Raw genomic sequence first — 25256 nt, forward strand, 5'->3', positions numbered from 1 at the left:
CTTCTAAAATTCGGAATTTACATATCTAACTGTAGGCGTGAAAGTAGGGCATCGCAACCATCTTGCGGCGCTGCCATGACCTCGACCTCACTGCTTGATCGCTTTGCCGCGCTCGACACCAACACGGTATCGGACGCGCTGGACTTCCTTGGCATTCCCGGCGCTACGTTCGGCCTGCGCCCCTTGTGGGATTGTCCGAAGATCGTCGGGCGCGCCAGCACCATTCAACTGGGACCGAAGGCGGACGCGGGACCAACCGTCCACCTGATTTCGCCGGTCATCGCCCAGATCCAGTCAGGCGACCGGATTCTGGTTATTGCCGGCGGCATCGATGGGATTTCGTGCTGGGGCGACATCCTTGCCAATGCTGCCCAATTCAAGCGCATTCGCGGTTCAGTAATCGATGGCATGAGCCGTGATATCGACGGCAGCGAATCGATCGGATACCCGGTCTTTGGGCGTGGCGTCACGATGATCAGCGCACGCAATCGGGTCGTTCAGGTTTCCTCAGGCGAGCCCGTCCGCGTCGCCGGGGTGCTCGTCCATGAAGGCGACTACGTCATCGCGGACCGTTGCGGCACGGTGTTCGTGTCGGCTGCGCGCATCGAAGAAGTCATTGAACTGGGTGAACGCATCGCGCGGCGCCAGGACGGGATGGTGCAGGCGGTGCGTTCCGGACGATCGGTCGCTGATGTCATGCACGACAAGGAATTCGACGCCATCAAGGAAGGGTGCAGGTGATGAATCACGAAGATCAGGAACGCCTGAACGTTCACCTCGCTATGGCCCAAGCCTCGGCGACCTACCGCATGATGGACCGCGTTGCTGCGCGCCGTGCTTCGGGTGCCAGGGTCCTCTCGCTCAGCGCGGGCGAGCCGGACTTCGACACGCCCGTGCACATCTGCGAAGCGGCAGTCGACGCGATTCGTGCCGGACACACGCGCTATACGCAGGTCGCCGGCATGCGCTCGCTGCGCGAGGCAGTGGCCGCCAAATTCCGGCGCGAGAACGGCCTTGATGTCAGTTGGCAGGACACGATCGTCTGCAGCGGTGGCAAACAGGTTATCTACAACGCGTTGGCCGCAACTCTCAACGAAGGCGATGAGGTCATCGTGCCCGCACCCTACTGGGTGAGTTATCCGGAGATGGTTCAGTTGTGCGGCGCGACTCCGGTCATCGTCACCTGCGGCAGCGAAGACGGTTTCAAGCTGACGCCCCAGGCGCTGGCCGACGCAATCGGACCACGCACGCGCTGGCTGATCCTGAACTCGCCTTCCAATCCGACCGGCGCGGTCTACACGTGTGAAGAGCTGGCTGCGCTTGCCGCTGTGCTATTGGCCAATCCGCATGTGCTGATCCTGTCGGACGATATCTACGAACATCTGATCTTCGATGGTGCGAGCTTCCATACGATTGCTGAGGTCGAGCCGCGGCTGATCTCACGCACGCTGACGATGAACGGCGTGTCCAAAGCTTATGCGATGACGGGCTGGCGCATCGGTTTCGGCACCGGTCCGCGCTGGTTGCTGGATGCAATGGAAAAGCTTCAGGGGCAACAGACCTCGGGCGCCAGTGCTATCTCGCAGCATGCAGCATTGGCAGCGCTCACCGGCCCTCAGAACTTCATCGCCGAATCGCGATCCGTCTTCGAGCAGCGACGCGACCTGATGGTGAAGCTGCTCAATCAGGCCCCCGGTCTGACATGTGCCTTACCCAGCGGCGCCTTTTACGCGTTTGCCTCGTGCGAGGGGCTGATCGGACGCACGACGCCGGCCGGCGCAAAACTCAACACCGACGAGGACGTAGCAGCAGCCATACTGGACGAAGCCGGCGTCGCCGTGGTTCAAGGCAGCGCTTTTGGGCTCGGCCCCTACATCCGGATCGCCTACGCGCTCGATGACAACGCACTAATTGAAGCGTGCCGTGCGATCACGAGTTTTTGCCAATTACTTAGTCAGGAAAATCATGCCGTCGCCGGGTGAGCTTGCAAGAGAAACGCTGACGCTGAGCGTACAAGGTGTTGACCTCCAGATCGCCGCAATGCGCAGGGCAGGTGAACGGGCGCCGATCTTGTACCTGCACGGCTTCGGTTCGACCAAAGAGGATTTCGCCGACATCGTTCGCTATCCGGCGTTCGCGGGACGTGCGGTTGTGGCATACGACGCACCCGGCTGCGGCGCAACACACTGCAGCGATCTGTCGAAGATTTCGATTCCGTTTCTGGTCGCGACTGCGAAGGCCGTGCTTGAGCACTTCGGCATTCACAGGTTCCATCTCGTCGGCCACTCAATGGGCGGCCTCACCGCGCTCATGCTGGCGCATGAAGAACCTCAGCGCGTGCTGAGCTTCACCGATATCGAGGGTAACGTGGCGCCCGAGGACTGTTTCCTGAGCCGACAGGTGATCGATTATCCGGCGGAGAGCGCACAAGCATTCTTCGACGACCTCATCGAACGGACCTGGCACTCACCGTTTTATTCGTGTCCGCTCTATGCCGCGAGCTTGCGTCACAAGGTACGCGCTGACGCGGTGCCGCGCATCTTCAGATCCATGGTCGAACTGTCCGACCATGGTGACCTGATGACGAAGCTCCTTTCACTGCCGTTTCCGCGGATGTTCATGTATGGCGAGCAGAACGGTTCTCTGTCTTATCTGCCCTCTCTGCGGGCGCAGGGAATAGAGCTGGCGGAAATATCCCATAGCGGGCACTTTCCGATGTATTCGAATCCCGTCGAAATGTGGGCGCGCCTGGCGCAGTTCCTGGCGACAGCTTCGGCCGGTTGACTACCGGCTTCGTCATTGCCGTGCTTCGCGCAGCGCGTCCTGCATCACAACGCCAGCCGCCTCGATATGTGCTTTCGTCAAGCGCTTGGCGGCGCGCCGATCTCGTGCGAGGACTGCATCGAGGATCGCATGATGCTCTGCCAGCGAGATGCCCTGGTAGCGCTCTAGCTGCCAGACGAGCCGCAGATAGCGGTCAGTCTTGCGCCAGATTGCTTCCAGCGTCTCCAGCAGATGCCGCTTGTCGCTCGGCCGATAGATCGCTCGATGAAATGCCCAGTTGTCGATCGACCAGTTCTCGACCTCGTGCGCGTTCTCGTCATGCTTAAGAATTGCGCGGACCGCGGTCTCGTCGTCTGCGCCGAACGCATCGATAGCGGAGTCGAGCGCCAGCAGTTCGAGCGCGATCCGCATCTCCGTTAATTCTGACGCTTCGAGCCGCGTCATCGCGGAGACGAATGCGCCCCGGTTCGGCACGATCGTAACGAACCCGCTCGCCTGCAACTGCACGAACGCCTCACGCACCGGAATGTGACTGGTGCCGAATTCCTTCGCAATCAGATCCTGCCGCAGCTGCGTCCCGGGCACCAAGGTGCCGTTCGCGATGCGCTCGCGCAGGAGTTCGGCAAGCGAAGTCGAAGAGGGCTTGCTATCTCGGGATTTTTTCACTTTAATATATTAAAACGATAACGGAGGCCCGTGTGACAGTATCTCGCTTAAGAAATATTCCTGGCATTGGAGTCGACCGAATCGGCGACGCCGCGGATTCTCTGCGCGACGCGGACATTCTAAGGCTTGAAAATCTCGATACCGACCTGCGGCCGCCGGCGCAGGCGCTGGCTCACACGCACGAGGCCATCGACGACGACGCGGCAAACAGCTATCTGCCCTTTACCGGCCAACGTGCATTGCGCGAGGCGGCCGCCGAGCGGGTCGGCCGCGCCGCGAGCGTCGCATACGACGCAGCGAGTGAATGCATCGTCTCGGCCGGCGGCCTGGCGGGGATTTTTAACGTACTGCTCTCGATTCTTGAGCCGGGCGACGAGGTCGTGCTGACGGACCCAACCTACGCCGGCCTGATCAACCGGGTGCATCTGGCCGCAGGCGTGCCGAAGTTCGCGCGGCTGCAGCCGGGTGCCGACGGCTGGCGGCTCGATCTCGACAGTCTTGCCGCGGCGATCGGGCCGCGAACGAAAGCGCTGCTGATCATGTCGCCTTCGATGCCGAGCGGCTACGTCGCGTCGCGGGACGAATGGCTTGCGATTGCGGAACATTGCAAGCGCAATGGCATCTGGCTGGTCTATGACGCGGCGATGGAGCGCATCCTGTTCGACGGGCGCGAGGTCATTCATCCCGCCGGTTTGCCGGGCATGCGCGAGCGCACCATCACCATCGGCGCGGTGTCGAAGGAGTATCGGATGATCGGATGGCGCGTCGGCTGGATCGTCGGGCCCGCATCGATCATGAACGACGTACGTCTCGTGAGTTTGTCGAACGTGGTGTGTCAGGTTGGAATCGCGATGCCCGGCGCCACTGCCGCGCTCACTGCGACCGACGACGGCGTGGCAGCTGCGGTCGCGGAATGGGAGCACCGTCGCGACTTTCTGATGAGCGCGCTTGCTGACCTGCCGGTGATCCGTCCGCATGGCGGCTGGTCGATGCTCATCGATACCCGTGCGCTGGGTCTGGAGCCACCGGAGGCGTCGAAGCTGCTGCTCGAACACGGCAAGATCGCAGCCACGCCGATGACGAATTGGGGACCCGGCGCAGACCGCTATCTGCGTTTCGTTTTCTCCAACGAATCCGTTTCGCGCTTGCATGACATTCGTGAACGCATACGCCGGTCGTGGCAGGTATGACTCCCGAGAAGTGGCTACATAAACGGCGCTGACCGCAAAAACGAGCGCTTTCAGTGTGTCGTACGACCAGGTCGGCCTCCACATGTTCGCTAGGCATGCCTCAGTTGCCACGCGTACTCAATCGTCTTGAGGAACAAACGCCCGACTAGCGGCGCGCTGATTTATTACAAATTGTATTAGCGATAATATTGGCAAAATTCGGGTAGGCAAGCTCCACTTTCCCCACTATATGGGTGTCACGTCCGATTCCTTAGTCTGAATATACGGGATTGTACTGAGGCGATAAGTCGATATTATTGACTAATATTATTACCTAACGCGGCGACCCTACCGTCTCGCGTCGTCAGATGCTGTCCCGCAGGGCAGCCGATCGATACAACGATAGTGGAGACGAGCATGGCGAGCCGCTGTGTACCGCAATGGATGGTGGCTATGTTGGCCGCTGACCTCGCGTACTAGTCGCCCGCGCTCACGAACGCGATGAATACAATGCCGCGGTCCGTGGCCGGCGAGATCCTGCGTGACGGCCAGCCAACGCATTTCGACTGCCAGGCCGCTGCGCATACCGGCATCTTCGCGGTCTACCAGACAATCAACCTCATTTCCGTGCACCGTATGGCTGGGACGGCGCGTTGCATCGCTCGGCAGCACATTTTCTAACTGGCAGCAATGAGTGGCAGTTCTGAACCCGGCTGAACCGTGATGATTTTTGATAAATCACTTTGCATAACTAAGTTGAGTGAATCCAATCAGAAGCTATGGTTTCATAGGAGGAGGTCATGATGTCCAGAGGAACCGGATTAATTGCTGTTTTGTTAGCGATGACCGTCGGGCTTGCCGCATGTAACGGAGATAGTAGTGGCACGTCCGCATCTCAAGCGACAGGGGTGTCGAACTCAAGTACGTCGCCGTCGCCGACGAATGACGCAGCCCAGTCAAATGACAGTACACAAGCGGAACAAGCGACCGCGAGCCCGCTACCTTGCGACGCTGCAGCAACTGCCAACACGCCGTGTTCCGCGGCTCATAGCGTGACACGCCTGCTGACGAAGAATTACAGAGGCCCGTTATTCCAGGTTCGACGTGCGTCCGATAGTGCAACGCAGGACATCTACCCCTATACGTCGGGTAGCTTGCCGAACGGCGCCGACCGCACGCTGATCGGCTCGGCCAACGTTAAGAGCGCAAACGCGTTCTGCAACAATACAAGCTGCTCCGTCACCTACATTTACGATCAGATCGACCTGGTTGCGCCGCTCAAGGGAGGAGCATTCGGCAATGTGCCGGCCACCCTCACACTCAACGCGGACGGAACAGAGTCACTGACCCTGCCGAATAGCGGCTCAGGGAAGCAAAAAGCGACGACTGTTCCGGTCCTCAACGGCTTTGCGACAATCACGCTTCCAGGAACCAGTGGAGCACTGACCGTTCAACTGCTCCAGCCCCCCACCGCGCTGACCACCCAGTCACCGACCCTTCAATTATCGATCGGAAACGATTTGCCGGCGCTCCCCGGTACGCCAGCCAAGTTAGGCTTCGTGCCGTTGCAAGGCGTTCAGATTCCAGCTCTCGGTACTTTGGCGGGACAAGCCTATCGCAACAGGTTCGGCACGGTGAACCAGTCGATTGGTGATAGCGATATCGCTGAATACATGGTGGCAGGAGCGCACTATAGCCAGTCCTCCACGTGCTGCGGGACCTATGGAAATATGGAAAGCAGTGCTAACCCGGGCACCTATGCGCATGGAGAAGTAGAAGGGGAAATGTTCGCGCTGGCGTTCTCGAACGGCAACGCAGCTGTGTTCGGCTATTGTGACGGCGACTCGAACCAGGCACCGAATGTAAAAGACCCCGTGTGCAACGCACTTGATATTAACTGGCCGGGCGTCGACGCGGAGGCAGGCGTTTATCTCTATGGTCCGCAGCAACCTCCAAAAGAAAAGTTCGTCACGGTGCTCTCTAAGTACTCGCCGCTAACCGCGTCAAATATCTTTGTGGTCAAAGGCGGCTCTGCCTCGCAGAGCGTACTCACGGCACTCTATGACCAGGCGCCCCCAGAAGCCTTGAACTTTGGCAACGACGCGGGTCATGCATTTAATGGGCAATGGCAGGGCGGTCTTTCGCTTGGCGAAGGCGGCGACGGTAGCGGTGCTCCCATCCAGTTCTTCGAAGGAGCGATCATCACCAAGGCGACATCCGACACGACCGATAACGCGATCCAGGCGAGCATTGCAAAGTTTTACGGACCGCCTGCTGACAAGGCCGTGGCTGCCTGCTATGCAAACAATCTGATCAACTCGCCGCTGAATCTCGCCACACCGGATGCATGGTCGCAACAAAATGGAGGTACCGCTGTGCCTGCAACCGATGTCTCCGGAGTGAACAAGGGGGCAGCGATGGTGACTAGCACGAACGGCTCGTCAGTCTCGAATGTCCGCGAAATCATCAGGGTTCAGGGCGGCCAATCGTATAGTTTTACTGACTATGTTCTCGCCACCACCAACGCGACGGTCTTTCCTGGCGGATCAATCCAGACCGATGACTCGAGCGGCACCGAATTTGGCTGGGTGCTCAATACGAATACGGGCGCTGTAGTGCGCGGAACATGGGGCGCCGGACAGGCAACCTCACTGAGCGCAGTGAAATCGGGTAACTGGTGGAAAGTAACGATGACCGTCACCGCTCCCGCGGGATCGAACAATGCATCAGTTTTTATTGATCCGCCCACGTCTAATGCTGCTGGAGTTCGTTCACAGCAAGCGCCGTACTTGAGCGCAACACACTATTGCCCAAGCCTTGCAATCGTGACTAGCGCTGGAGCGTAGACGTGAACCGTGTGGTGGTTTCCGCAGACAGTCGCTCTTAAGGGAAGGGCGTCACGGAAAACATAAAGGAAAGGTCAGCAAAGTGGGTGACGGTGCCGGGTGAATGACCCGGCACCCGTCCGTCTTTACAGATAGCTGCAGACGTAGTCGAGCGTTTCGACCACATCGATATCGAAGCGGCTCTTGCCGGGCACCGAGAACGACTCGCCCGCGCCATACGTCTTCCACTCGTCGCTGCCTTCGAGGCGGATGCGGCATTGGCCGGCCTGCACCTCCATGAGTTCCGGCGCGTCGGTGCCGAAGTTGAGCGTGCCGGGCAGGATCACGCCGAGCGTCTTGCGCGTGCCGTCGGTGAAGAGAACAGTGTGCGAGACACACTTGCCGTCGAAGTAGACGTTGGCGCGTTTGATAACGGAAACCTGATCGAATTGCGTTGTGGCCGTCATGGCGGTCTTCCTTTGGGTCATCGTGAATGGATGCATTCGCGCCGCGTTGCGGCGGCGGGCGGTGCGCGATCTGCGCGGACCGCCGGCGCGGGCTTTCGTTGGACGCAAGCCCGCCATCATACAGGCGGCCGGCGGCGTCAGCCGCTAACCCACGTGCGTGTCAGGGCAACGCTGCGACGTGATTCTGACGACTAGCCAGCCCGGGACCAACGACCCGAGTCCGGACACACAATCACCTGTTCGCCGTTCAACTGGACCTGCTCGGTATCCGGTTGCGGCGAGGTCGAAGGGGCAACGTCGAAGGCCACCTTCAGTGCGTGCCCCACATGAGCATTTTCGATGGGAAGCTCCCAGGTCAGGAATATCTGGATCCAATCCTGGTCCGGCGGGAAGTCGGCCGCGTTAAAACCACTGCTGCCGCGCTGGATGACGCCATGAGGCTGGCCAGTATCGAATATCACAACCGTTCCCCGGGTCAGAGGAATCCGCCGGCCCAGAGCGGGAAAGTGCAAGTCCAGACCTCGGTCCTCGCTCATGAAGAGATTGCAGAAGGCCGCGTCGCCATATTGCGCACCGTCATGGTGATACCGCGCGCCGCGGCAGGCCATGAGGGCGACGTCACTGGCGGCAAGCACCTCAGGCAGTCCAAGCGCGTGCGTCCAATCGGACACGGCCTGCACGCAGCGCGTGTAGTCCGGCCAGCGCGCCCGCGCTCGCGGCAACGGCATGGGTTCGACGTCACCGGGTTCCAGGACCAGATGCGACGAGATCTCTCGCTCCCAATCCGCAAGCAGACGAACAGAGGGCATAGGGACGTCGACGGTGCCTGATAGCACGATGTCGCTCACGCTTCGGCTGCGAATAGCGTCGTCACTCCAGTAATAGGAGGTCAGCATGTGGCGCATTCGATTCAGTTGAGGGGGGAGTCATCCGGGCATTGTAACGATCCCGCGGGCCCGCTTCGGCGCGTTCCGGTTACATGCCGTGGCGTTCGCGAAGGTGTGCGGGGTTGACCGCGCCCGACTTCGTGGAGATTGTCTCGCGTAGTCAGCGGCCAGCAGGTGCGGCGTGTGACGTATCGTGCGGGTTGACTCGTATGAATGCGCCGGGCCTGACGTTGTGAGGCTGTGATGCCAGTCAGGTCCGGCCGTCTTTCTGTTGCACCCACGAGGTCGCGCTGGAGGTGCCCCCCCGGGGCACCTCGCATTGCGGCTAATGCTTGGGTGTGGACGGCGTGCTGCCGCCGCCGAGTCCGCCTGTAAGTCCGCCGAGTAGGTTCGTCAACGGGGCGAGCGGAGACGAGCCGCCGCTTGCACCGCCGAGTGCACCGGTCAGTGTGCCGACAAGGTTGGTCAGTGGTGCAACCGGATTGGACGCGGTGTTCGTCGACGATCCATGAGAGGTGCCGCCGCCCAGGCCTCCGGTTAGTCCGCCGAGCAAGGTGGTAACCGGTGCGAGAGGGCCGCTGCCTTGCGCTGTGCCGCCTCCCAACGCGCCGGTCAGTCCACCGAGCAGGGTGGTAACTGGTGCGAGAGGGCTGCTGCTGCCTTGCGAGCCGCCGTTCACCGAGGCCACCGACAGCCCGCCGAGCAACGCGGTCACAGGTGCCAGCAGGCCACCGGTGCTATGTCCGCTCGATCCGCCTGTGACGCCGTGTGAACCACCGGTTGTGCCGTTGGCCACACCGTTGCCATTGCCGCTACCACTGTTGTTGCCCACGGTGATCGGCACGATAGGCACGCTGATCGCGCCGACGCTGACGACCAGGTTCACGATCGGATCCAGCAGGCCGCCGGTGGTCTGGCTGCCGCTGCTGGAGCCAACGCCAGTGTTGGAGCCGCCGGAGCCGCTGGTGCCGCCGTGACCACCGTTACCACCGCCTGAGCCGCCCGAGCCGCCCGAGCCTCCAGAGCCTCCAGAGCCGCCGCCGTAACCGCCACCCGAGCCGCCGTGGCCGCCGTCTCCGGACCCGCCCGAGCCACCGGAGCCACCCGAACCTCCAGAGCCGCCGCCGTACCCGCCACCTGAGCCGCCGTGGCCACCGTCTCCCGAGCCGCCGCCGTTCCCACCGCCTGAACCTCCAGAACCTCCAGAACCTCCAGAGCCCCCAGAACCTCCAGAGCCGCCTGAACCTCCAGAGCCGCCGCCGTACCCGCCACCTGAGCCGCCGTGGCCGCCGTCTCCCGAGCCGCCACCGTTCCCACCGCCTGAACCTCCGGACCCTCCCGAGCCTCCCGAGCCTCCCGAGCCTCCCGAGCCTCCCGAGCCGCCGGATCCACCGGATCCACCTCCGTATCCACCACCCGAACCACCCGAGCCCGTGGAGCCACCCGAGCCGCCGCCATAACCGCCGTCTCCAAAACCGCCGCCCCATGCCGAGCCGCCGGCCCAAACCGAGCCGTTACCCGCACCGCTGCCGGCCCATGCGCCGGATGTGGTACCGCCTCCTGCCCACGCGTATCCCGATCCTGGTTGTCCGGTTGTCGTCCATCCGCCGCCTTGCGTAAACGAGGGCGGCGGTGTGGTCGTGACGTCTCCGGCCTGACAAGAAGTGGCTAGCGACCACCATAGGAGTGCGCTCGCCGATGCAACAAGAGTGTGTTTGAAGGGAGCCATGATTAGTCCTTTCGCGATGAAATCGCGTCCTGATTGGAAGGTGTAATCAGTGCCCCCGGAAAACCGCTGATCGGTCTTGCAGAAACGTTTGCTTTTCTAGCCCGAGACCGCGTTTGTGCGCGTCGCCTTCGATTAATTTTGGAGCTGGCGCGGTAGCGCCATGCTCGGATGTGGCTTGCTCGGGCAATTGGTCGCTGCAAGTTCCGAGCCAATGCGCCGGTTACAGAGCGCGGCATGTTCCGCGCACGCGCAGTGCAGAAATTGAATGGTGTGCGGCGATGAGCGTCTTGCTGGACGGGGTAGATCGGGCGAGATGGAGAACGCGGTGGCGACATTGCGTGGGGCGTGTTACGTCCAGGGTGTTACGTGTTCCCGTCACGTCGAACGTAACCTCGCCGTTACACGTCGTGCTGCGCAATTAGTTCAGACAAAAGGCGGCGTTGCCATCATTCGGAATCCGATCTATTGAGGCGCGTGTTAGAAACGCACGTTTAGATCTGTGCTGGCTCAATGACTTCTAACGCTCGCGATTCGAGGGTGCACCGGCTCACTTTGTTGCAAGTGCCTGCTTGTCTTCAATCAGGGATCTGATCCTCTCCTGATCGATCGGAGTCGCGGGGTTGTAGACGATCATCTGAAGATCCGGCCGCCCGTCGACTGCGAAGGATGAGTATTCCAGCGAGATCGGCCCGAGCACGGGGTGGCGCAGCCGCTTGACCCCCTCGCCGTAGGTCTGCACTTCATTGTCCCGCCACATGGCGGCGAACTCGGGACTCGAGCGGCACAGTTCGTCGACGAGCGGCGCCACCTCGGCGTCGGCGCCTGCGCGCGCGGCATCGATCCGGAAGGCGCCCACCACGAAGCGGGCCACGCTTGTCCAATCGAACTGCGCGGCACGGACGCGGGGGTCGCAGAAGATCATGCGCAGGACGTTGCGTTGTTCGGGTGGCAGGGAGCCGTAGTCGGTAAGCACGGTTGCGGCGGCGCGATTCCAGGCAACCACATCCCACGTCGCAGTCCTGACGATCGCGGGACTGTAGGGCAGTGCATCTAGCAGGCGCTGCAGTCGAGGCGTGATTGCGTCACCGCCGCGATAACGGACTTCGGGCGGATGACCGAGGCCGAGCAGGAACACGTGTTCGCGCTCGACTTCGGTCAGCATGAGTGCTTTGGCAATGCGGTCCAGCACGTCCGCTGATGGATTGCCGCCGCGCCCCTGCTCCAGCCATGTGTACCAGGCCGCGCTGATATTGGCGCGCTGCGCCACCTCTTCGCGGCGTAGTCCGGCCGTGCGCCGCCGGCCACCGGAAATGCCGAAGGACGCGGGATCGAGCTTGGTCCGCCGGTTCTTCAGATAGTTGCCGAGCCGGTTGCTGCTTTCGTCGTCGTTCACTTGGGCCATGCTTAACCTGTTAAGACGTATACCCGGATAAATTTGCCAATTTAACAGGATGATTCTGCCTCGTACGTTGCTCGCAATCAATCGAATTCGGAGGGGTTTCACATCGACATCGCGCGCGAGAAGGGTGTGTCGGCGTACGAGGGTGACGGCCTCAGAGAATCAAGGCGATCTCGGCTGATACCATGACGCTCACCCCGTTTATGCGAGAGAACGACATGAGACTGAAAGACCGCGTTGCCCTGATTACGGGTGCTCAACGAGGCATTGGATATGCAATTGCGGAAAGGTTCGTGGCCGAAGGAGCAAAGGTGGTGCTTGCCGACGTAACAGACGCGACCGCCGAGGCAGACGCGCTGTGCGCCTCGGGCGGCGAAGCCTGCTACGTTCGTGCGGATGTGTCGCTGGAACCCGATGTGAGCGAAATGGTCCGCCTCGCTGAAGAACGATTCGGAAACGTGGACATACTGGTTAACAACGCCGGCATCGAATTCGCGAAAACTGTTCTCGATACGAGCGTTGCGGAATGGGACCAGCTGATGGCCGTTAACCTGAAAGGCGTTTTCCTATGTTCGAAAGCCATCATCCCGGCGATGCAACGGCGCGGTCGGGGCGTCATCATTAACATTGCATCCGAACTGGGACTCGTAGGCGAGGCCAATGTGGCGGCCTACTGTGCCTCGAAAGGCGGGGTGGTGATGTTGACAAAGGCGATGGCGATCGACCACGGTCGTCAAGGTATTCGCGTGAACTGCCTTTGTCCCGGACCCGTTACGACGCAATTGCTGGAGGACGTGTTTTCCAGCAGCGCCGATCCGGCCGGCCTGCGGCGCTCTTTCGAAGCTGCGACGGTGCTGGGCCGAATTGGTTCTCCTGACGAAGTAGCCGGCGCCGCAGTCTTTCTGGCGAGCGACGACTCGGCCTACATGTCTGGCGCAAATCTGGTCATCGACGGGGGATGGACCGCGCGGTAAATCCGGATCGAGCGCGTCGGAGCGGGGCGCGGCATCCGCGTGGCAAGGCCAGTGCTATCAGGGCGTGGCGGCGCGGAACGGACTTTTATATCACAACGAGATATAATGCTAGCGAGACGCACTTTCATTTCGTGAGGATTTGCACCTTAAGGTGCAGTCCAATCCCACGTGATACCCGCCAACTTTCCCATCTAAACCTTGTCCCGCTACGCCCTCATCCGTTGGCTTTCCAGCTTCGCTCCTCATCCCATCGCTGTGCGGTGGCCGGAACGCCTGAGATCGTGTCTCGGTGCATTGCTAGGGATTGCGTTCACCGGCGGGACAATGCACGTTCTTCTCGGACCAGCGGCAAACATTCCGCTCCTCGTCGCGCCAATGGGCGCGTCGGCTGTGCTGCTGTTCGCGGTGCCCGCCAGTCCACTTGCGCAACCGTGGTCCATCATCGGCGGCAATATCGTCTCCGCGACGGTTGGCGTTGCCTGTGCAAGCTGGATCGCCGATCCGTTAGGCGCCGCTGCTTTGGCCGTCTCGCTGGCGATCTGTGCGATGTTCGCGCTGCGGTGCGTTCACCCCCCATCGGGCGCGGTCGCCCTGACCGCGGTCTTGGGCGGTCCGGCCGTGCATGCACTGGGCTACCGCTTTGTTGCCGAACCTATTGCGATCCAGTCCGTGATGCTGCTGTGCGCGGCTATCGTCTACCACGCTGCGACCGGGCATCGATATCCGCACGTCGCGCAGAGTTCGGGCAAAGGCGCGGCCGCATCGTCTGCGGCCTCGAACGAAGGTTTCACGCGCGCGGACCTCGAGGCGGTGCTGAACCGGCGCGGGGAATTGCTCGATATCGACACGGACGATCTGGAGTCCCTGCTGCGCGACGTTCAGTTGCAGGCCTACGCCCGCACGTTCAATGAACTGACGTGCGCGGACATCATGTCGCGCTCGCTGGTCGCCGTATCGGCGAACACGAGAGCGTCGGCAGCATGGAGTCTGCTGAAACAGCGCCATATCAAGGCGCTCCCGGTCACTGACGAGAGACAGCACGTAATCGGCATCGTGACTCGCGCCGACCTTGTCGACAAACGGGCGTATAGCAAAGGGGCCGGTTTGTCGTCCCCCGTGCAACGCTGGTTCCGGCGCAGCATCACGCCGGCACCGCTCGTCGGTGCGTTGATGAACGTCGACGTTCACACGGTCGACGCGGCGACACCGATCGTCGAGCTGGTGCCGGTGTTCGCGAACTACGGGCATCATCACATCCCGGTTCTGGACTCGAATCAGAGGCTTGCAGGAATGATCACGCAGGCCGACCTCATCGCGGGACTCTATCGCCAGGCTTACGCCAGGCAGCGACACGCGGCATAGCAAAAGCAATCGCACTATCGTAGGTACTTGCGCGTGAGTACATGCATAAATATCACGACGTGATAGAATTTCGCATCACCTATTTCTCCACGGCACTCTGATGAAAACACTCACGCGCGGCTTGACCAAGGCGAACTTCGAGCAACTGTCCGAGTTTCGCTACCAGATGCGTCGCTTCGAGCGTTTTTCTGAGCAGGCCGCGCAGGGTGAAGGCATCACACCGTTGCAGTATCTGTTGCTCCTGCATATCAAGGGTTATCCGGAGCGTGACTGGGCGACCGTCGGCGAGCTTGCGGAACGGCTTCAGGCGCAGCATCACGGCGTGGTCGCGCTCGTGTCCCGGTGCGAGGCGCTCGAACTGGTCCGCAGAAAGGTCAGTGAGACGGACCGTCGCCAGGTCGAGGTTCATTTGTTGAAAGCTGGCGAGCAACTGCTGGCCCGCCTCGCCGAGATGCACCGTGCCGAACTGAAGTCGCTCAAAGGCACGTTCAGTGTTCCCCAGATCGATGTTTGAGTCACCATGAGTCTCGATACCCATAAGCGCGACTTTTCCACCAACGCGCGGCTTCCCGGTATTTCCGCACTCGCCGCGGCAATTGGTGCGCTCAGCACGCTTGCAGCGTTCGTGCTCCTGAGCCTGATTCATCTGTTCACCAATCTGTTTTTCTTCCGGCAATTTTCGTTTGCGGAGCGCTCCCCGGCCCTCAACACGTTGGGTGTCTGGGTGGTGATCATCCCCGTGATCGGCGGGCTCATCGTCGGATTCATGGCCCGTTACGGTTCGGAAAAGATCCGTGGACATGGCATTCCCGAAGCGATCGAAGCCATCCTGTTCGGCAAGAGCCGCATGTCGCCGAAAGTGGCGATTCTCAAACCACTGTCGTCCGGCATTGTGATCGGCAGTGGCGGGCCGTTCGGCGCGGAAGGCCCGATCATCATGACAGGCGGCGCGCTGGGGTCGCTGATCGCGCAGTGCGTGAAGGTCACGTCCGCGGAACGCAAGACGTTGCTGGTTGCCGGCGCAGCGGCGGGCATGACAGCGGTCTTCGGCACACCGGTGGCGGCCGTGTTGCTCGCGGTCGAACTGCTGCTGTTCGAATGGCGTCCGCGCAGTTTTCTGCCGGTCGCCCTTGCGTGTGCAGTCGCGGGCTTTGCGCGTGCGGCATTCTTCGGCACGGGGCCTCTGTTCCCGCTTGAGACTGCGCCTCCCGGTGCGCTGTCGCTGGTGTCCTGCGTCATTGCAGGCCTGCTGTCCGGCGCGCTCGCGTCGGGCCTGTCAGCCGCGTTGTACAAGACCGAAGACCTGTTCGGCAAGCTGCCCATCCATTGGATGTGGTGGCCCGCGCTCGGCGGCCTCGTTGTCGGTATCGGCGGCTTTCTCGAACCTCGCGCGCTGGGCGTTGGCTACGACGTGATCGGTGACCTGTTGCATCAGCACATTGCAATCCAGATCGCGCTGGCGATCCTGATCGTGAAGGCGATCATCTGGGTCGTGGCATTGGGCTCGGGCACTTCAGGTGGCGTGCTCGCGCCGTTACTCATGTTGGGCGCAGGGCTCGGCGTCGTGCTCGGCCACGTGTTGCCGGGCGGCGAACCAGCCCTGTGGCCGCTCGTCTGCATGGCGGCCACGCTTGGCGCTACCTTGGGCGCGCCGTTGACCGCAATCGTGTTCGCTTTCGGCCTTACGCACGACAGCAACGCATTGCTGCCGCTGCTCGCCGCGACGCTGATCGCACACGGGTTTGCGACGGTCGTCATGAAGCGCTCCATCATGACCGAGAAAATCGCCCGGCGTGGTTATCACATCTACCGGGAATACGGCGTCGATCCGCTTGAGCGCCACCACGTCGATGAGGTGATGTCGCGTACGGTCGAGACAATCGATGGCGATATATCCGTGGGCGAAGCGCTAGCAACGTTCTTCGGCGCGACGCAGACACATCGTGCTTATCCGGTCGTGCGTCAAGGCGTGCTAGCGGGTGTGGTCGATCGCGCGCTACTGGAAAAAATGCGCGATGACGAGGCAGCGGATGCGCTCGATTCGCGCCTCGCTGACGTGTTGCGCCACCGTTCCCCCGCATTTGCATTGCCGAGCGAAACTTGCAGGCTCGTCGCAACTCGGCTTGCGGTGCACGGTCTCGAACGCTTGCCTGTAGTCACGGACTCCGAAACGTTGCAACTGATCGGCATCGTGTCGCGCAGCGATCTGGTCAAGCCGTCACTTGCGCACTTCGACGAAGAGCACAAGAAAGAACGCTTCCGGCGCTTGCCAATCCGCTCCGGCAAGCGGCACTTCCCGCCGGTTCCTTAAGCCATCGGCCAGTCATAGGCCGCTCAGTAGCCGCTCAACAGCCGGAGCGGATACGCGGTTTGCCGGTGCAGGCAACGCTCCGGCACGTAATCCACCACATCCCCACGTCACACGGCTGATGCCGAAGTCGGTGCCTGACTGCGTCCAGGCATCCGTACCTTCGGCCAACCGGACGGCCTCCGCGCTGCATCCAGCATCCCCAATAAGCCCCCAGGGAAAACAACGAGTGGACGAGCACCCAGGGTGGTGTACGATTCAATCGTTACATTAAACAATGTAACAATAATAAATGTCATCGTGACGGGCAACCAGACCCCCGTCGACAGCATATTCGGGAGGCATGTATGGGTGACAAGTCCATTCCACACGTCGACGTGGAAGAACTGGCGCAGTTCCGCGAAGTCCAGCAACTGGCCTATCGCTGCGTCGAGAGCGTCGGCGAAATGGTCCAACCGGGCATGACGGAAAAAGACGCCGCCCGGCTGCTGACCGAATGGCTGCAGGACCACGGCGTGCGCGACTGGCTGCACAAACCCTTCGCCTGGTTTGGCGACCGCACCGCCTTTGAAGGTTTTTCCGGGCTGTCGCACATGGCCGGTTTTAACCTGGCGTTCTTTCCGAGTTCGCGCCGGCTGGAAGAAAACATGCCGGTCATTCTCGATGTGGCGCCCGTGCTGAACGGCGTGATCGCCGACGTCGGCTACGCCACCTGCGTCGGTACGAATCCCACTCTCGAACAACTGAAAGACGACCTGGCCGAGCACCGCGAGTTGATCGTCACCATGGTGAAGCAACGGCACACGCTTGCCGACGTCGCGCGCGCGGTCGATCTGTTGTGCAGAAAACAGGGCGTCGAGCCACGCCACAAGGCCTATCCGTTCAAGGTGCTCGCACATCGTGTCGCGAAGCTGAACCAGCCGGCCAAGCCGCGTTTCGTGGCGCGTTTCGGCCTGAACGCCACGCGCAACCTCGTCCTCGATCAGGTTAGCGCGGGCAGGAAGGAGGGCTGGTCGCCGTTATGGTCGATCGATCGCCGCTCCGATCATGCGCCGACGCCTGGCCTCTGGGCCGTCGAGCCGCATCTCGGCTTTCAGGGTGTGGGCGCCAAATTCGAAGAGTTGCTGGTCATCACCGATGACGACGCCTACTGGCTCGACGACGACCTGCCGCATGTACGCCGCTGGGCGCAGCGCGGGCGGGCGTTGGCTGCGGCATGACGGAGGCGCGCATGCAACTTCTAACGGAACCGATATCGCCCACGCTGTACGAGGCGCCGCCCGTCACGCGCCGCACCGAATTCACGGTGAACTCGGACGATGTGACGCTTGCCGCGAGGGCATGGGGCGACCCCGCCCGGCCTACTGTGGTGTTAGTGCATGGCTACCCCGACAACAGCGAAGTCTGGGACGCAGTGGCCGCGTTGCTGGCACACGATTTCCATGTGATTGCCTACGATGTCCGCGGTGCGGGGCAATCCACCGCGCCCAAAGGGACGGCTGCTTACCGTCTGGGAAAACTCACCGACGACTTCATCGCCGTCATCGACGCCGTGAGCCCGAATCGCGCCGTCCATCTGGTCGCGCACGACTGGGGCTCGATCCAGGGCTGGGAGTTCGTCACCGAAGAGCGCTTGCGCGGACGCATTGCGTCGTACACGTCGTGCTCGGGCCCTTGCCTCGACCACGTCGCTTACTGGATCCGAGCACGCTTGTTGCATCCCACGCCGCGTTCGATCGGCAAGCTATTGGGCCAACTGGTGCGCTCCTGGTATGTGCTGCTGTTCCATTTGCCGGTGCTGCCAGGTTTGACCTGGCGAGTGTGGCTCGGCCGCGCGTGGCCGCGTGTATTGCGTCGCGTGGAAAAGACACAGATCGCACCGCGCCCGACGCAAACGCAGGACGGCGTGCGTGGCGTCTCGCTGTACCGCGCCAACTTCATCCGCTGCCTGTTCACGCCGCGCAAGCGTTACGCACACGCGCCGGTCCAGGTGATCGTGCCGACGCTGGACAAATACGTTAGCCCGGCCTTGTCCGAAGATCTTTCGCGGTGGGTGCCTAAGTACTGGTGCCGTGAGCTGACCGCGCGGCACTGGTTGCCGGTCACGCACCCTGAACAGATGGCCCGGATGGTGCGTGAACTCGTCGATCACACTGAAGGCGGCGTCGAACTGGACACGCTGCAACGCGCCCGCATGGACGCCGCACGCAAACCGCTCAGCGGCAAGCTCGCGGTCGTGACCGGTGCGGGCAGCGGCATCGGGCGATGCATTGCACTGGAATTCGCGAAGCAGGGCGCCGCAGTGGTCGCGGTCGATATCGACACTGCAAGCGCGGAACGCACGGCTACCCTGGCCAGGTTGTCAGGCTGCCAGGCGTATGCACGCAAGGCCGATGTTGGCAGCGCCGAACAGATGGAAGCGCTGGCGAATTGGGTAGGAACGGACCTTGGCGGCGCCGACATCGTGGTCAACAACGCCGGCATTGGCATGGCGGGCGGCGCGCTCGACACCTCGGCACAAGACTGGGAGCGCATTCTTCACGTCAACCTGTGGGGCGTGATTCACGGCTCGCGCCTGTTCGCCCGGCAGATGGTGAAGCGCGGCAACGGTGGCCACATCATCAACACCGCATCAGCCGCGGCCTTCGCTCCTTCGCGCGATCTGCCGGCCTATGCGACCACCAAGGCTGCCGTGTTGATGCTCAGCGAGTGCATGCGTGGAGAACTCGCTGCACACGGGATCGGCGTCAGCGCAATCTGCCCGGGGTTCGCCGAAACCGGAATCATGGCCTCAACCCAGTATGTCGGCGCCAGTGCTCAGGAACAGGACCGCATGCGCCAGAAAGCCACCAAGCTTTACCAGTTGCGCGGCCTGCAACCCGAAACGGTCGCGAAAGCCGCGCTCCGTGCGGTATTGCGCAACAAGCCTGTGGTCGCCATCGGCTTCGAGGCGCATTCAATGCGTTTCATCTCGCGCTACATGCCTGGACTAAGCCGCGTGATCGCCCGCATCGGCATGGTGCCGCGTTGATCTCACTCACCGGATGCCGGAGACCGTCATGACCCAAGAGCACACTCAATACAAGATCAGGGCGCGCCATGTGAAGTTCGACTGGAGTCAAACGCCGATCCAGTGGATTCCTGGCGACCCGTCGAGTACGCACATCATCAATGTGCTGAACCTGCTGTTCCCCGCCGGCGAACTATGGTTTTGCCGCGTCTACAACAAGGCGTTGCCGCTGATCACCGACCCGGCGCTGCGCGACGACGCAGAGGGGTTTCTCAGGCAGGAAGCGGTGCATTCGCGCTCGCACGGCGGTGTGCTCACGCACTACTACAAGGCGCACGGCATCGACACGCAGCCTTTCACAAAGAAACTCGACTGGCTGTTTGGCAAGCTGCTCGGCGAGCAGCCGCTTGGACTGAAGATCGGCAAAACGCGCTTCTGGCTGCGTCAACAGTTGGGTGTCATCGCCGCGCTGGAACATTTTTTTGGTTATCTCGGCAATTGGGTGCTCAATGCCGACGGCCTCGATGCCGCTCATGCGGATCCAACCATGCTCGATCTGCTGCGCTGGCACGGCGCCGAGGAAGTGGAGCATCGCACGGTAGCCTTCGACATCTTCCGGCATATGGGTGGGACCTACTTCGAACGCTGCTTCCACATGCTGTCGACGGTGTTGCTCCTACTGTACTTTCTCACGCACGGCGCGCGCTTCATGCACCAGCGCGATCCCGACGCCGGTACGTACCGGGGTTTTATCCTCGCCTGGCGCGCCGGAGCGCGGCGCGGTTGCCTGCCGTCGTTCTGGAAAATGATCGCGGCAGCGCTACGCTATTTCAATCCGCGCTATACGCCGCATCACGAAGGCTCGACCGAGCAGGCGCTCGCCTATCTTGCCACCTCGCCCGCTGCGCAGGCCGCGGCGCATGGAGGCAACTGGGTGCGCGATGCGAATTGATACGGCGGCATGAACCGCTAGGTCGTTGCCGTTTTCAACGCCTCTATGTCACGGCGGGGTGGCGCTCCAAACATGCGCGAGTATTCGCGGCTGAATTGCGACGCGCTTTCGTAGCCCACCTGATAGGCCGCAGCTTCGGCATTGGCAATACCTGCCACCATCAGGTTGCGTGCTTCAAGCAGGCGAAGCTGCTTCTGGTATTGCAGTGGCGTCATCGATGTCAGCGCCTTGAACTGCCGGTGGAATGCCGACGGACTCATTTGTGCAACGGCGGCCAGGTCTTCGATGCGTATGGTCTCGGTGAATTGGCCTCTTAACGCGTGGATGGCAGTCACGACTTTATGCACATGGCTGGTTGCCAGCACGACCCGTGCGACCTCGTTGCCGTGACGCCCCGTTAGCAACCAGTAGCAAATTTCTCGCTTGATCATCGGCGCGAGAATGGGAATAGCGTGAGGCGTATCGAGGAGACGCACCATTCGCAGCATGCAGTCGGCGAGCGGCCCGTCAATCTCGGTGACAAACACGCCGTGGCCGAGCTCGTCTTCCGGCGCAGGCGGCGTATCGAGACATGCCATGACATCGCGCATGATGGCAAGGTCGAACTCCATGGCAATAGCGAGGTAAGGCTCTGTTGGACTGGCCTTCACAATCCTGCTGAACGCCGGCATCTCAACGTTGACGATCAGGGCTTGTCCTGCCCTGTAGTCGTACCGCCTGTCACCGAACGTCGTCCACTTGGCGCCTTGAACGACGACACAGAGAGCCGGCTTCATGATCAGATGAGAAGGGTGTTTTTCATGATCCGACCGGATGATGATCAAGCCCTCGATGGCGGTCATGAACGGGCCTTCGCTCCCGGCTTGATTGTCGGTGTAGCGTTTGACACCTTCGACCAAGGCATTTGACATATGAACTTCCTCCGCGCCTGCATTTCCGCATGTTACTGCCTCCCGTGTCGAGCTGCAGAGCCTGAGCAGGATTAGGCAAGAAGAAGGACAGTTAGGGCATTCAGCCTTGCTATCGGCCGGGATAAGCTGCGTCTTCACCTCTAACGTGGAGCGCAAAAATGACAGCAGGACAATCGGCTGACGCCATTTCGAAGATCGCCATCGTGACAGGCGGGAGTCGCGGCTTGGGGCGCAATACGGTCGTGAGCCTCGCGAAGCGCGGCGTCAGTTCCGTATTCACCTATCGCGCCAATCAGGCGGAGGCCGACAAGGTTGTCCGCCTCGTGGCAGAGGAGGGGCAAAGAGCCATTGCGCTGCCACTCGACACCGGAAAGGTGAGCACATTCGACGCGTTCGTGGAGCAGGTTCGGGCGTCGCTTGCGCAGTTGGGCGCCGAGCGTTTCGACTACCTTGTCAACAACGCCGGCACGTCGAATCACACGCCGTTTGAAAAGACAACCGAGGAAGAGTTGGACAGTCTTTACCATGTCCATTTCAAGGGCGTGTTTTTCTTGACGCAAAAACTTCTGCCGTTGATCAAGGACGGTGGCCGCATCGTGAATATCTCCTCGGGACTGACCCGTTTCACCTTCCCAGGCAGTGGGTCCTATGCATCCATGAAAGGCGCGGTCGAGGTTCTGACTCGCTATCTCGCGAAGGAACTCGGTCCGCGTCGAATCGCCGTCAATACCGTCGCGCCAGGCGCAGTCGCCACCGATTTCAGCGGCGGCATGGTGCGCGACAATCCCGAGATCAACAAGCTGGTTGCGGACGGCACGGCACTCGGCCGTGCGGGCTTGCCCGACGACATCGGCCCGATGATCGCGTCGCTGCTGTCCGAGGACAATCGCTGGGTCAATGGCCAGCGCATCGAAGTCTCGGGCGGCATGTCTCTGTAGCTGTGCCAGAATCGGCATTCTCCCAACGAGGACAGAATGCCGATATGGCCGACAATCACAACAACAGCCTGGATATCCGAAGGCTTTCCCCAACAGAATGGGCACAAGCCTTTCCGGTGATCGCGCAATTGCGGGCACTTGATCAAGACGAATTTCTCAGAAGAGCCAGGCTGCAATCGCATTCTGGCTACGAGCTTGTCGGCGCTTTTCAAGGCGGCAAACTTGTTGGCGTGATGGGGATGAGGCCGGTGCACACATTGGCGCGCGGGGCGCACTTGCACATCGATGATCTCGTCGTCGATGAGGCGACGCGCGGCAGCGGTGCGGGTCGCGCCTTGATGGAATATGCGGAAGCCGACGCATGTGCTCGCGATATGACTGCGATGTTTCTCGACGCGCGGCCGGATGCCGTTCCCTTCTATGAGCGACAGAATTACGTGCTGCATCCCGCACCGTCGATGAAAAAAGTCCTCTTGCCCTCGTAAGCGTGAAATGGGTTAACGTCAACAATATTCGCCCACAGGAGGATCGAAAGTCATGACCGACAAGCAAGATGCAGCGCCAGACAGCACAGCAGCGCGAGTCGCCTTGTGGCGCGCGCTCCATGTTTGGTCCGACCCGCCGCCGCATGTGCTGGAAGACGTAATCGGCCTAAAGCTGCTGGCTCCGGACGAGGGCTGGCGCAGCCGCGGGGACATGGATCCTCAATTCACGCGACCCTTTCGCGCTTCGATCGTGGCGCGTGCCCGCTTCATTGAAGACCTGGTTGTGGAACAGGCTGGCCGAGGGCTTGATCAATACGTCATCCTCGGCGCCGGCCTCGATAGCTTCGCGCAGCGGCGACCGGAGATCGCATCCCATCTCAAGGTGTTCGAGATCGACCAGCCGGGTCCTCAGGCATGGAAGCGTCAGCGTCTGATCGAGCTGGGCTTCGGCGTTCCGGACTGGCTGCGTTTCGTGCCAGTCGATTTCGAGGCGGGGGGAAGCTGGCGAGACGGGCTCGTGACTGCGGGCTTCGATGAGAGCAAGCCGGCAATTGTGGTCTCCACCGGCGTCAGCATGTATCTCACTAAGGATGCGAACGCGGCCACGCTACGTGAAGTCGCGTCCCTTGCTCCAGGATCGACGCTCGCCATGACGTTCCTGCTTCCACTTGAGATGGCGGACCCCGAGGTGCGGCCCGGGCTTGAGATGGCGGAGAAGGGTGCACGAGCAAGCGGGACACCGTTCATCAGTTTCTTCACGCCACCGGAGATTCTGGCGCTGGCCCACGAAGCGGGCTTCGGAGAGGCACGGCACGTCTCAGCGGCCGATCTTACCGAGCGCTACTTCATGGGCAGGACCGATGGCCTGCGGCCGCCAAAGAATGCTGAGGAACTGCTGGTAGCCAATACCTAGCTGCTCGCTCAAAGAAACCAGCGGTATTCCCGGGCGTTCACTTCGTTCATGAAATCCAGATGGTCCTGCCGTTTGTTCTCGCAGTAGACCATCACGAACTCTTCGCCCAAGCCTTTGCCGACGACCGAATGGTCCTGCATCGCGACGACGGCTGAGAGCATGTCTTGCGGAAAGTCGACACCGCTTTGGCGGTCTTCGTTGAGCGGCGCGATGGGTTCGCGGCCTGCATCCAGCCCGTGTTCCATGCCGGTGAGAATAGCGGCGAGTACAAGGTAAGGGTTCGCATCGGCGCCCGCCAAGCGGTGTTCGATGCGCAGGTTGCGGTCGTCCGATTCTGGAATGCGAATGCAGGCGTCGCGGTCTTCGAAACCCCAGCTGGCACGACTGGCCGCATTCGTCTTCCAGCCATAGCGGCGAAACGCGTTGTGGTTGGCGGCGAAGACAGGCATGCAATGCGGCAGCAAGGCGAGGCATCCGGCCACCGCATGGCGCAGCGGGCGCTGGCCGTCAACGGCGAGCAGATTGTTGCCCGCTTCGTCGTAGAGACTCACATGCACGTGCATGCCGCTGCCTGGCGCGTGCAGGTATGGCTTGCTCATGAAGCTCGCGCGGTAGCCGTGTTTCAGCGCCACGCCGCGCGTGCTGCGACAGAACAGGGCAGCCCAGTCGGCGGCGCGCAGACTGTCGTCGTTGTGGCCAAAGTTGATCTCGAACTGTCCGGGCCCGAGCTCGGCAGTAATCACCGTAGCGTCCACGCCTTGCTCGCGCGTAGCGTCGACCATCTCATTGAGCACGCTGGAGAAGCGCGACAAGCGCTCGATGTGCATGTTGGACTGATCGTCCGGATCGTCGCAGAACGGGTCGCGCGGGAATTGCGGAAGACCGTCCGCCAGTCTGGCGTCGAACAAATAAAACTCCAGTTCAAAGGCGACAACCGGGCGGATGCCGCGCCGCTCGAAGCGTTTCAGCACGCGTGCCAATACCTCGCGTGGCTCGAACTCGATGGGCGCCTCGGTGCCGTCCGAGCTGATCAGCATCTGTCCCAATGGCTGGCTTTCCCATCGCACGGGCTTGAGGGTGCCGGCGATCAGGCGGCGCTGCGCATCCGGATCGCCGTCGTTGAAGCAATAGTCGCCGATCGGGAACACGCCACCCTGCGCACCGAGCAAAATGCAGTTCTGCGGCAGTTTCAGGAGACTGCCGGCAGCGACTTTCTCCAGCATGTCCACGGGATATCGCTTGCCGTAGAAGTGCCCGGGGATATCCAGGCAAATGAGGTCGACGTAACGCACCTCGGGATACGCCGCGCGAAAGGCGCGTACTTCGCTGAGCAGGTCGACGCTGGGGGAAGTCATGTTGTTGTCCTTCTCACGCAAAAAGACGCGCTTCAGTTAAAAGCTGTCGTGGAAAACGTAGGCAAGTCGACGACATAACAGAACAGAACGCGACAATCAAAAAGCCATCCATTAGTCATCCG

The 25256-nt window shown here is 61.4% G+C and carries 22 protein-coding genes; 15 read left to right on the forward strand and 7 right to left on the reverse strand.

All coding sequences use genetic code 11. The features are described from left to right. Positions 1-75: 75 nt before the first annotated feature. The 3 genes from M0D66_RS08245 to M0D66_RS08255 are packed head-to-tail and all read left to right on the forward strand — an operon-like array spanning position 76 to position 2784. Positions 76-741: an RraA family protein gene (locus tag M0D66_RS08245; protein ID WP_266210537.1), complete on the forward strand. Its 666-nt coding sequence runs from the start codon at positions 76-78 to the stop codon at positions 739-741. After that, entirely contained in the window at positions 741-1982 is a 1242-nt protein-coding gene (locus tag M0D66_RS08250) for a pyridoxal phosphate-dependent aminotransferase (protein WP_266210538.1), read from the forward strand. The genes M0D66_RS08245 and M0D66_RS08250 overlap by 1 nt, the downstream gene beginning before the upstream one ends. Further along, positions 1966-2784: an alpha/beta fold hydrolase gene (locus M0D66_RS08255; protein WP_266210631.1), complete on the forward strand. Its 819-nt coding sequence runs from the start codon at positions 1966-1968 to the stop codon at positions 2782-2784. The genes M0D66_RS08250 and M0D66_RS08255 overlap by 17 nt, the downstream gene beginning before the upstream one ends. A gap of 12 nt (positions 2785-2796) precedes the next feature. Here M0D66_RS08255 and M0D66_RS08260 read toward each other — a convergent pair whose 3' ends face one another. Beyond that, positions 2797-3450 carry a GntR family transcriptional regulator gene (locus M0D66_RS08260; RefSeq protein WP_266210539.1) on the reverse strand — a complete coding sequence of 218 codons (654 nt, stop codon included), beginning with the start codon at positions 3448-3450 and terminating at the stop codon, positions 2797-2799. A gap of 32 nt (positions 3451-3482) precedes the next feature. Here M0D66_RS08260 and M0D66_RS08265 point away from each other — a divergent pair, with 32 nt between their 5' ends. Continuing rightward, positions 3483-4640 carry a pyridoxal phosphate-dependent aminotransferase gene (locus M0D66_RS08265; RefSeq protein ID WP_266210540.1) on the forward strand — a complete coding sequence of 386 codons (1158 nt, stop codon included), beginning with the start codon at positions 3483-3485 and terminating at the stop codon, positions 4638-4640. 821 nt (positions 4641-5461) lie between these two features. Further along, positions 5462-7465, forward strand: coding sequence for an arabinofuranosidase catalytic domain-containing protein (locus M0D66_RS08270; protein ID WP_266210632.1), 2004 nt, complete (start codon positions 5462-5464; stop codon positions 7463-7465). Positions 7466-7590: 125 nt separating this feature from the next. Here M0D66_RS08270 and M0D66_RS08275 read toward each other — a convergent pair whose 3' ends face one another. The 4 genes from M0D66_RS08275 to M0D66_RS08290 form a co-directional block, all read right to left on the reverse strand. Beyond that, entirely contained in the window at positions 7591-7911 is a 321-nt protein-coding gene (locus tag M0D66_RS08275; RefSeq protein WP_200619184.1) for a pyrimidine/purine nucleoside phosphorylase, read from the reverse strand. Between the two features lie 191 nt (positions 7912-8102). Further along, positions 8103-8807, reverse strand: a complete 705-nt coding sequence (locus tag M0D66_RS08280) for a hypothetical protein (protein WP_211702601.1) — start codon at positions 8805-8807, stop codon at positions 8103-8105. Between the two features lie 316 nt (positions 8808-9123). Then, positions 9124-10527 carry a hypothetical protein gene (locus M0D66_RS08285; RefSeq protein WP_266210541.1) on the reverse strand — a complete coding sequence of 468 codons (1404 nt, stop codon included), beginning with the start codon at positions 10525-10527 and terminating at the stop codon, positions 9124-9126. Between the two features lie 547 nt (positions 10528-11074). Further along, the gene (locus M0D66_RS08290; RefSeq protein WP_200619187.1) at positions 11075-11929 is read right to left on the reverse strand and encodes a helix-turn-helix transcriptional regulator; all 855 of its coding nucleotides are present in this window, start codon (positions 11927-11929) and stop codon (positions 11075-11077) included. Between the two features lie 215 nt (positions 11930-12144). Between M0D66_RS08290 and M0D66_RS08295 the strand changes: the two genes are divergently transcribed. The 7 genes from M0D66_RS08295 (at position 12145) to M0D66_RS08325 (ending at position 20532) form a co-directional block, all read left to right on the forward strand. Beyond that, positions 12145-12900, forward strand: coding sequence for an SDR family NAD(P)-dependent oxidoreductase (locus M0D66_RS08295; RefSeq protein ID WP_266210542.1), 756 nt, complete (start codon positions 12145-12147; stop codon positions 12898-12900). A gap of 198 nt (positions 12901-13098) precedes the next feature. After that, positions 13099-14262 (forward strand): HPP family protein, encoded by a 1164-nt coding sequence (locus M0D66_RS08300; RefSeq protein ID WP_208620606.1) that lies wholly within the window; start codon positions 13099-13101, stop codon positions 14260-14262. Between the two features lie 100 nt (positions 14263-14362). Then, positions 14363-14776, forward strand: a complete 414-nt coding sequence (locus M0D66_RS08305; protein WP_054043339.1) for a MarR family winged helix-turn-helix transcriptional regulator — start codon at positions 14363-14365, stop codon at positions 14774-14776. Positions 14777-14782: 6 nt separating this feature from the next. Further along, positions 14783-16573, forward strand: a complete 1791-nt coding sequence (locus M0D66_RS08310) for a chloride channel protein (protein ID WP_256457655.1) — start codon at positions 14783-14785, stop codon at positions 16571-16573. A 344-nt stretch (positions 16574-16917) separates the two neighbouring features. After that, positions 16918-17790: a M24 family metallopeptidase gene (locus M0D66_RS08315; RefSeq protein WP_256457656.1), complete on the forward strand. Its 873-nt coding sequence runs from the start codon at positions 16918-16920 to the stop codon at positions 17788-17790. Between the two features lie 11 nt (positions 17791-17801). Next, positions 17802-19601, forward strand: coding sequence for an SDR family oxidoreductase (locus M0D66_RS08320; protein ID WP_266210543.1), 1800 nt, complete (start codon positions 17802-17804; stop codon positions 19599-19601). 28 nt (positions 19602-19629) lie between these two features. Continuing rightward, on the forward strand, positions 19630-20532 hold the full coding sequence (locus tag M0D66_RS08325; protein WP_093633206.1) for a metal-dependent hydrolase: 903 nt from the start codon (positions 19630-19632) through the stop codon (positions 20530-20532). A 17-nt stretch (positions 20533-20549) separates the two neighbouring features. Here the strand turns inward: M0D66_RS08325 and M0D66_RS08330 are convergent, their stop codons facing one another. Beyond that, positions 20550-21443 (reverse strand): AraC family transcriptional regulator, encoded by an 894-nt coding sequence (locus tag M0D66_RS08330; RefSeq protein ID WP_200621644.1) that lies wholly within the window; start codon positions 21441-21443, stop codon positions 20550-20552. A gap of 158 nt (positions 21444-21601) precedes the next feature. Between M0D66_RS08330 and M0D66_RS08335 the strand changes: the two genes are divergently transcribed. From M0D66_RS08335 to M0D66_RS08345, 3 genes are read left to right on the forward strand one after another with little or no spacing between them, the layout of a single operon-like run. Next, complete coding sequence (locus tag M0D66_RS08335; protein WP_266210544.1) at positions 21602-22381, forward strand: SDR family NAD(P)-dependent oxidoreductase; 780 nt, start codon at positions 21602-21604, stop codon at positions 22379-22381. A gap of 44 nt (positions 22382-22425) precedes the next feature. Beyond that, on the forward strand, positions 22426-22866 hold the full coding sequence (locus M0D66_RS08340) for a GNAT family N-acetyltransferase (protein ID WP_266210545.1): 441 nt from the start codon (positions 22426-22428) through the stop codon (positions 22864-22866). Between the two features lie 52 nt (positions 22867-22918). Further along, positions 22919-23779: a class I SAM-dependent methyltransferase gene (locus M0D66_RS08345; protein WP_266210546.1), complete on the forward strand. Its 861-nt coding sequence runs from the start codon at positions 22919-22921 to the stop codon at positions 23777-23779. Positions 23780-23787: 8 nt separating this feature from the next. Here M0D66_RS08345 and M0D66_RS08350 read toward each other — a convergent pair whose 3' ends face one another. Further along, the gene (locus M0D66_RS08350; RefSeq protein WP_266210547.1) at positions 23788-25134 is read right to left on the reverse strand and encodes a glutamine synthetase family protein; all 1347 of its coding nucleotides are present in this window, start codon (positions 25132-25134) and stop codon (positions 23788-23790) included. Between the last annotated feature and the right edge of the window lie 122 nt (positions 25135-25256).

The sequence above is a fragment of the Paraburkholderia sp. SECH2 genome (assembly GCF_030464795.1).
GTDB classification, from domain to species: domain Bacteria; phylum Pseudomonadota; class Gammaproteobacteria; order Burkholderiales; family Burkholderiaceae; genus Paraburkholderia; species Paraburkholderia aspalathi.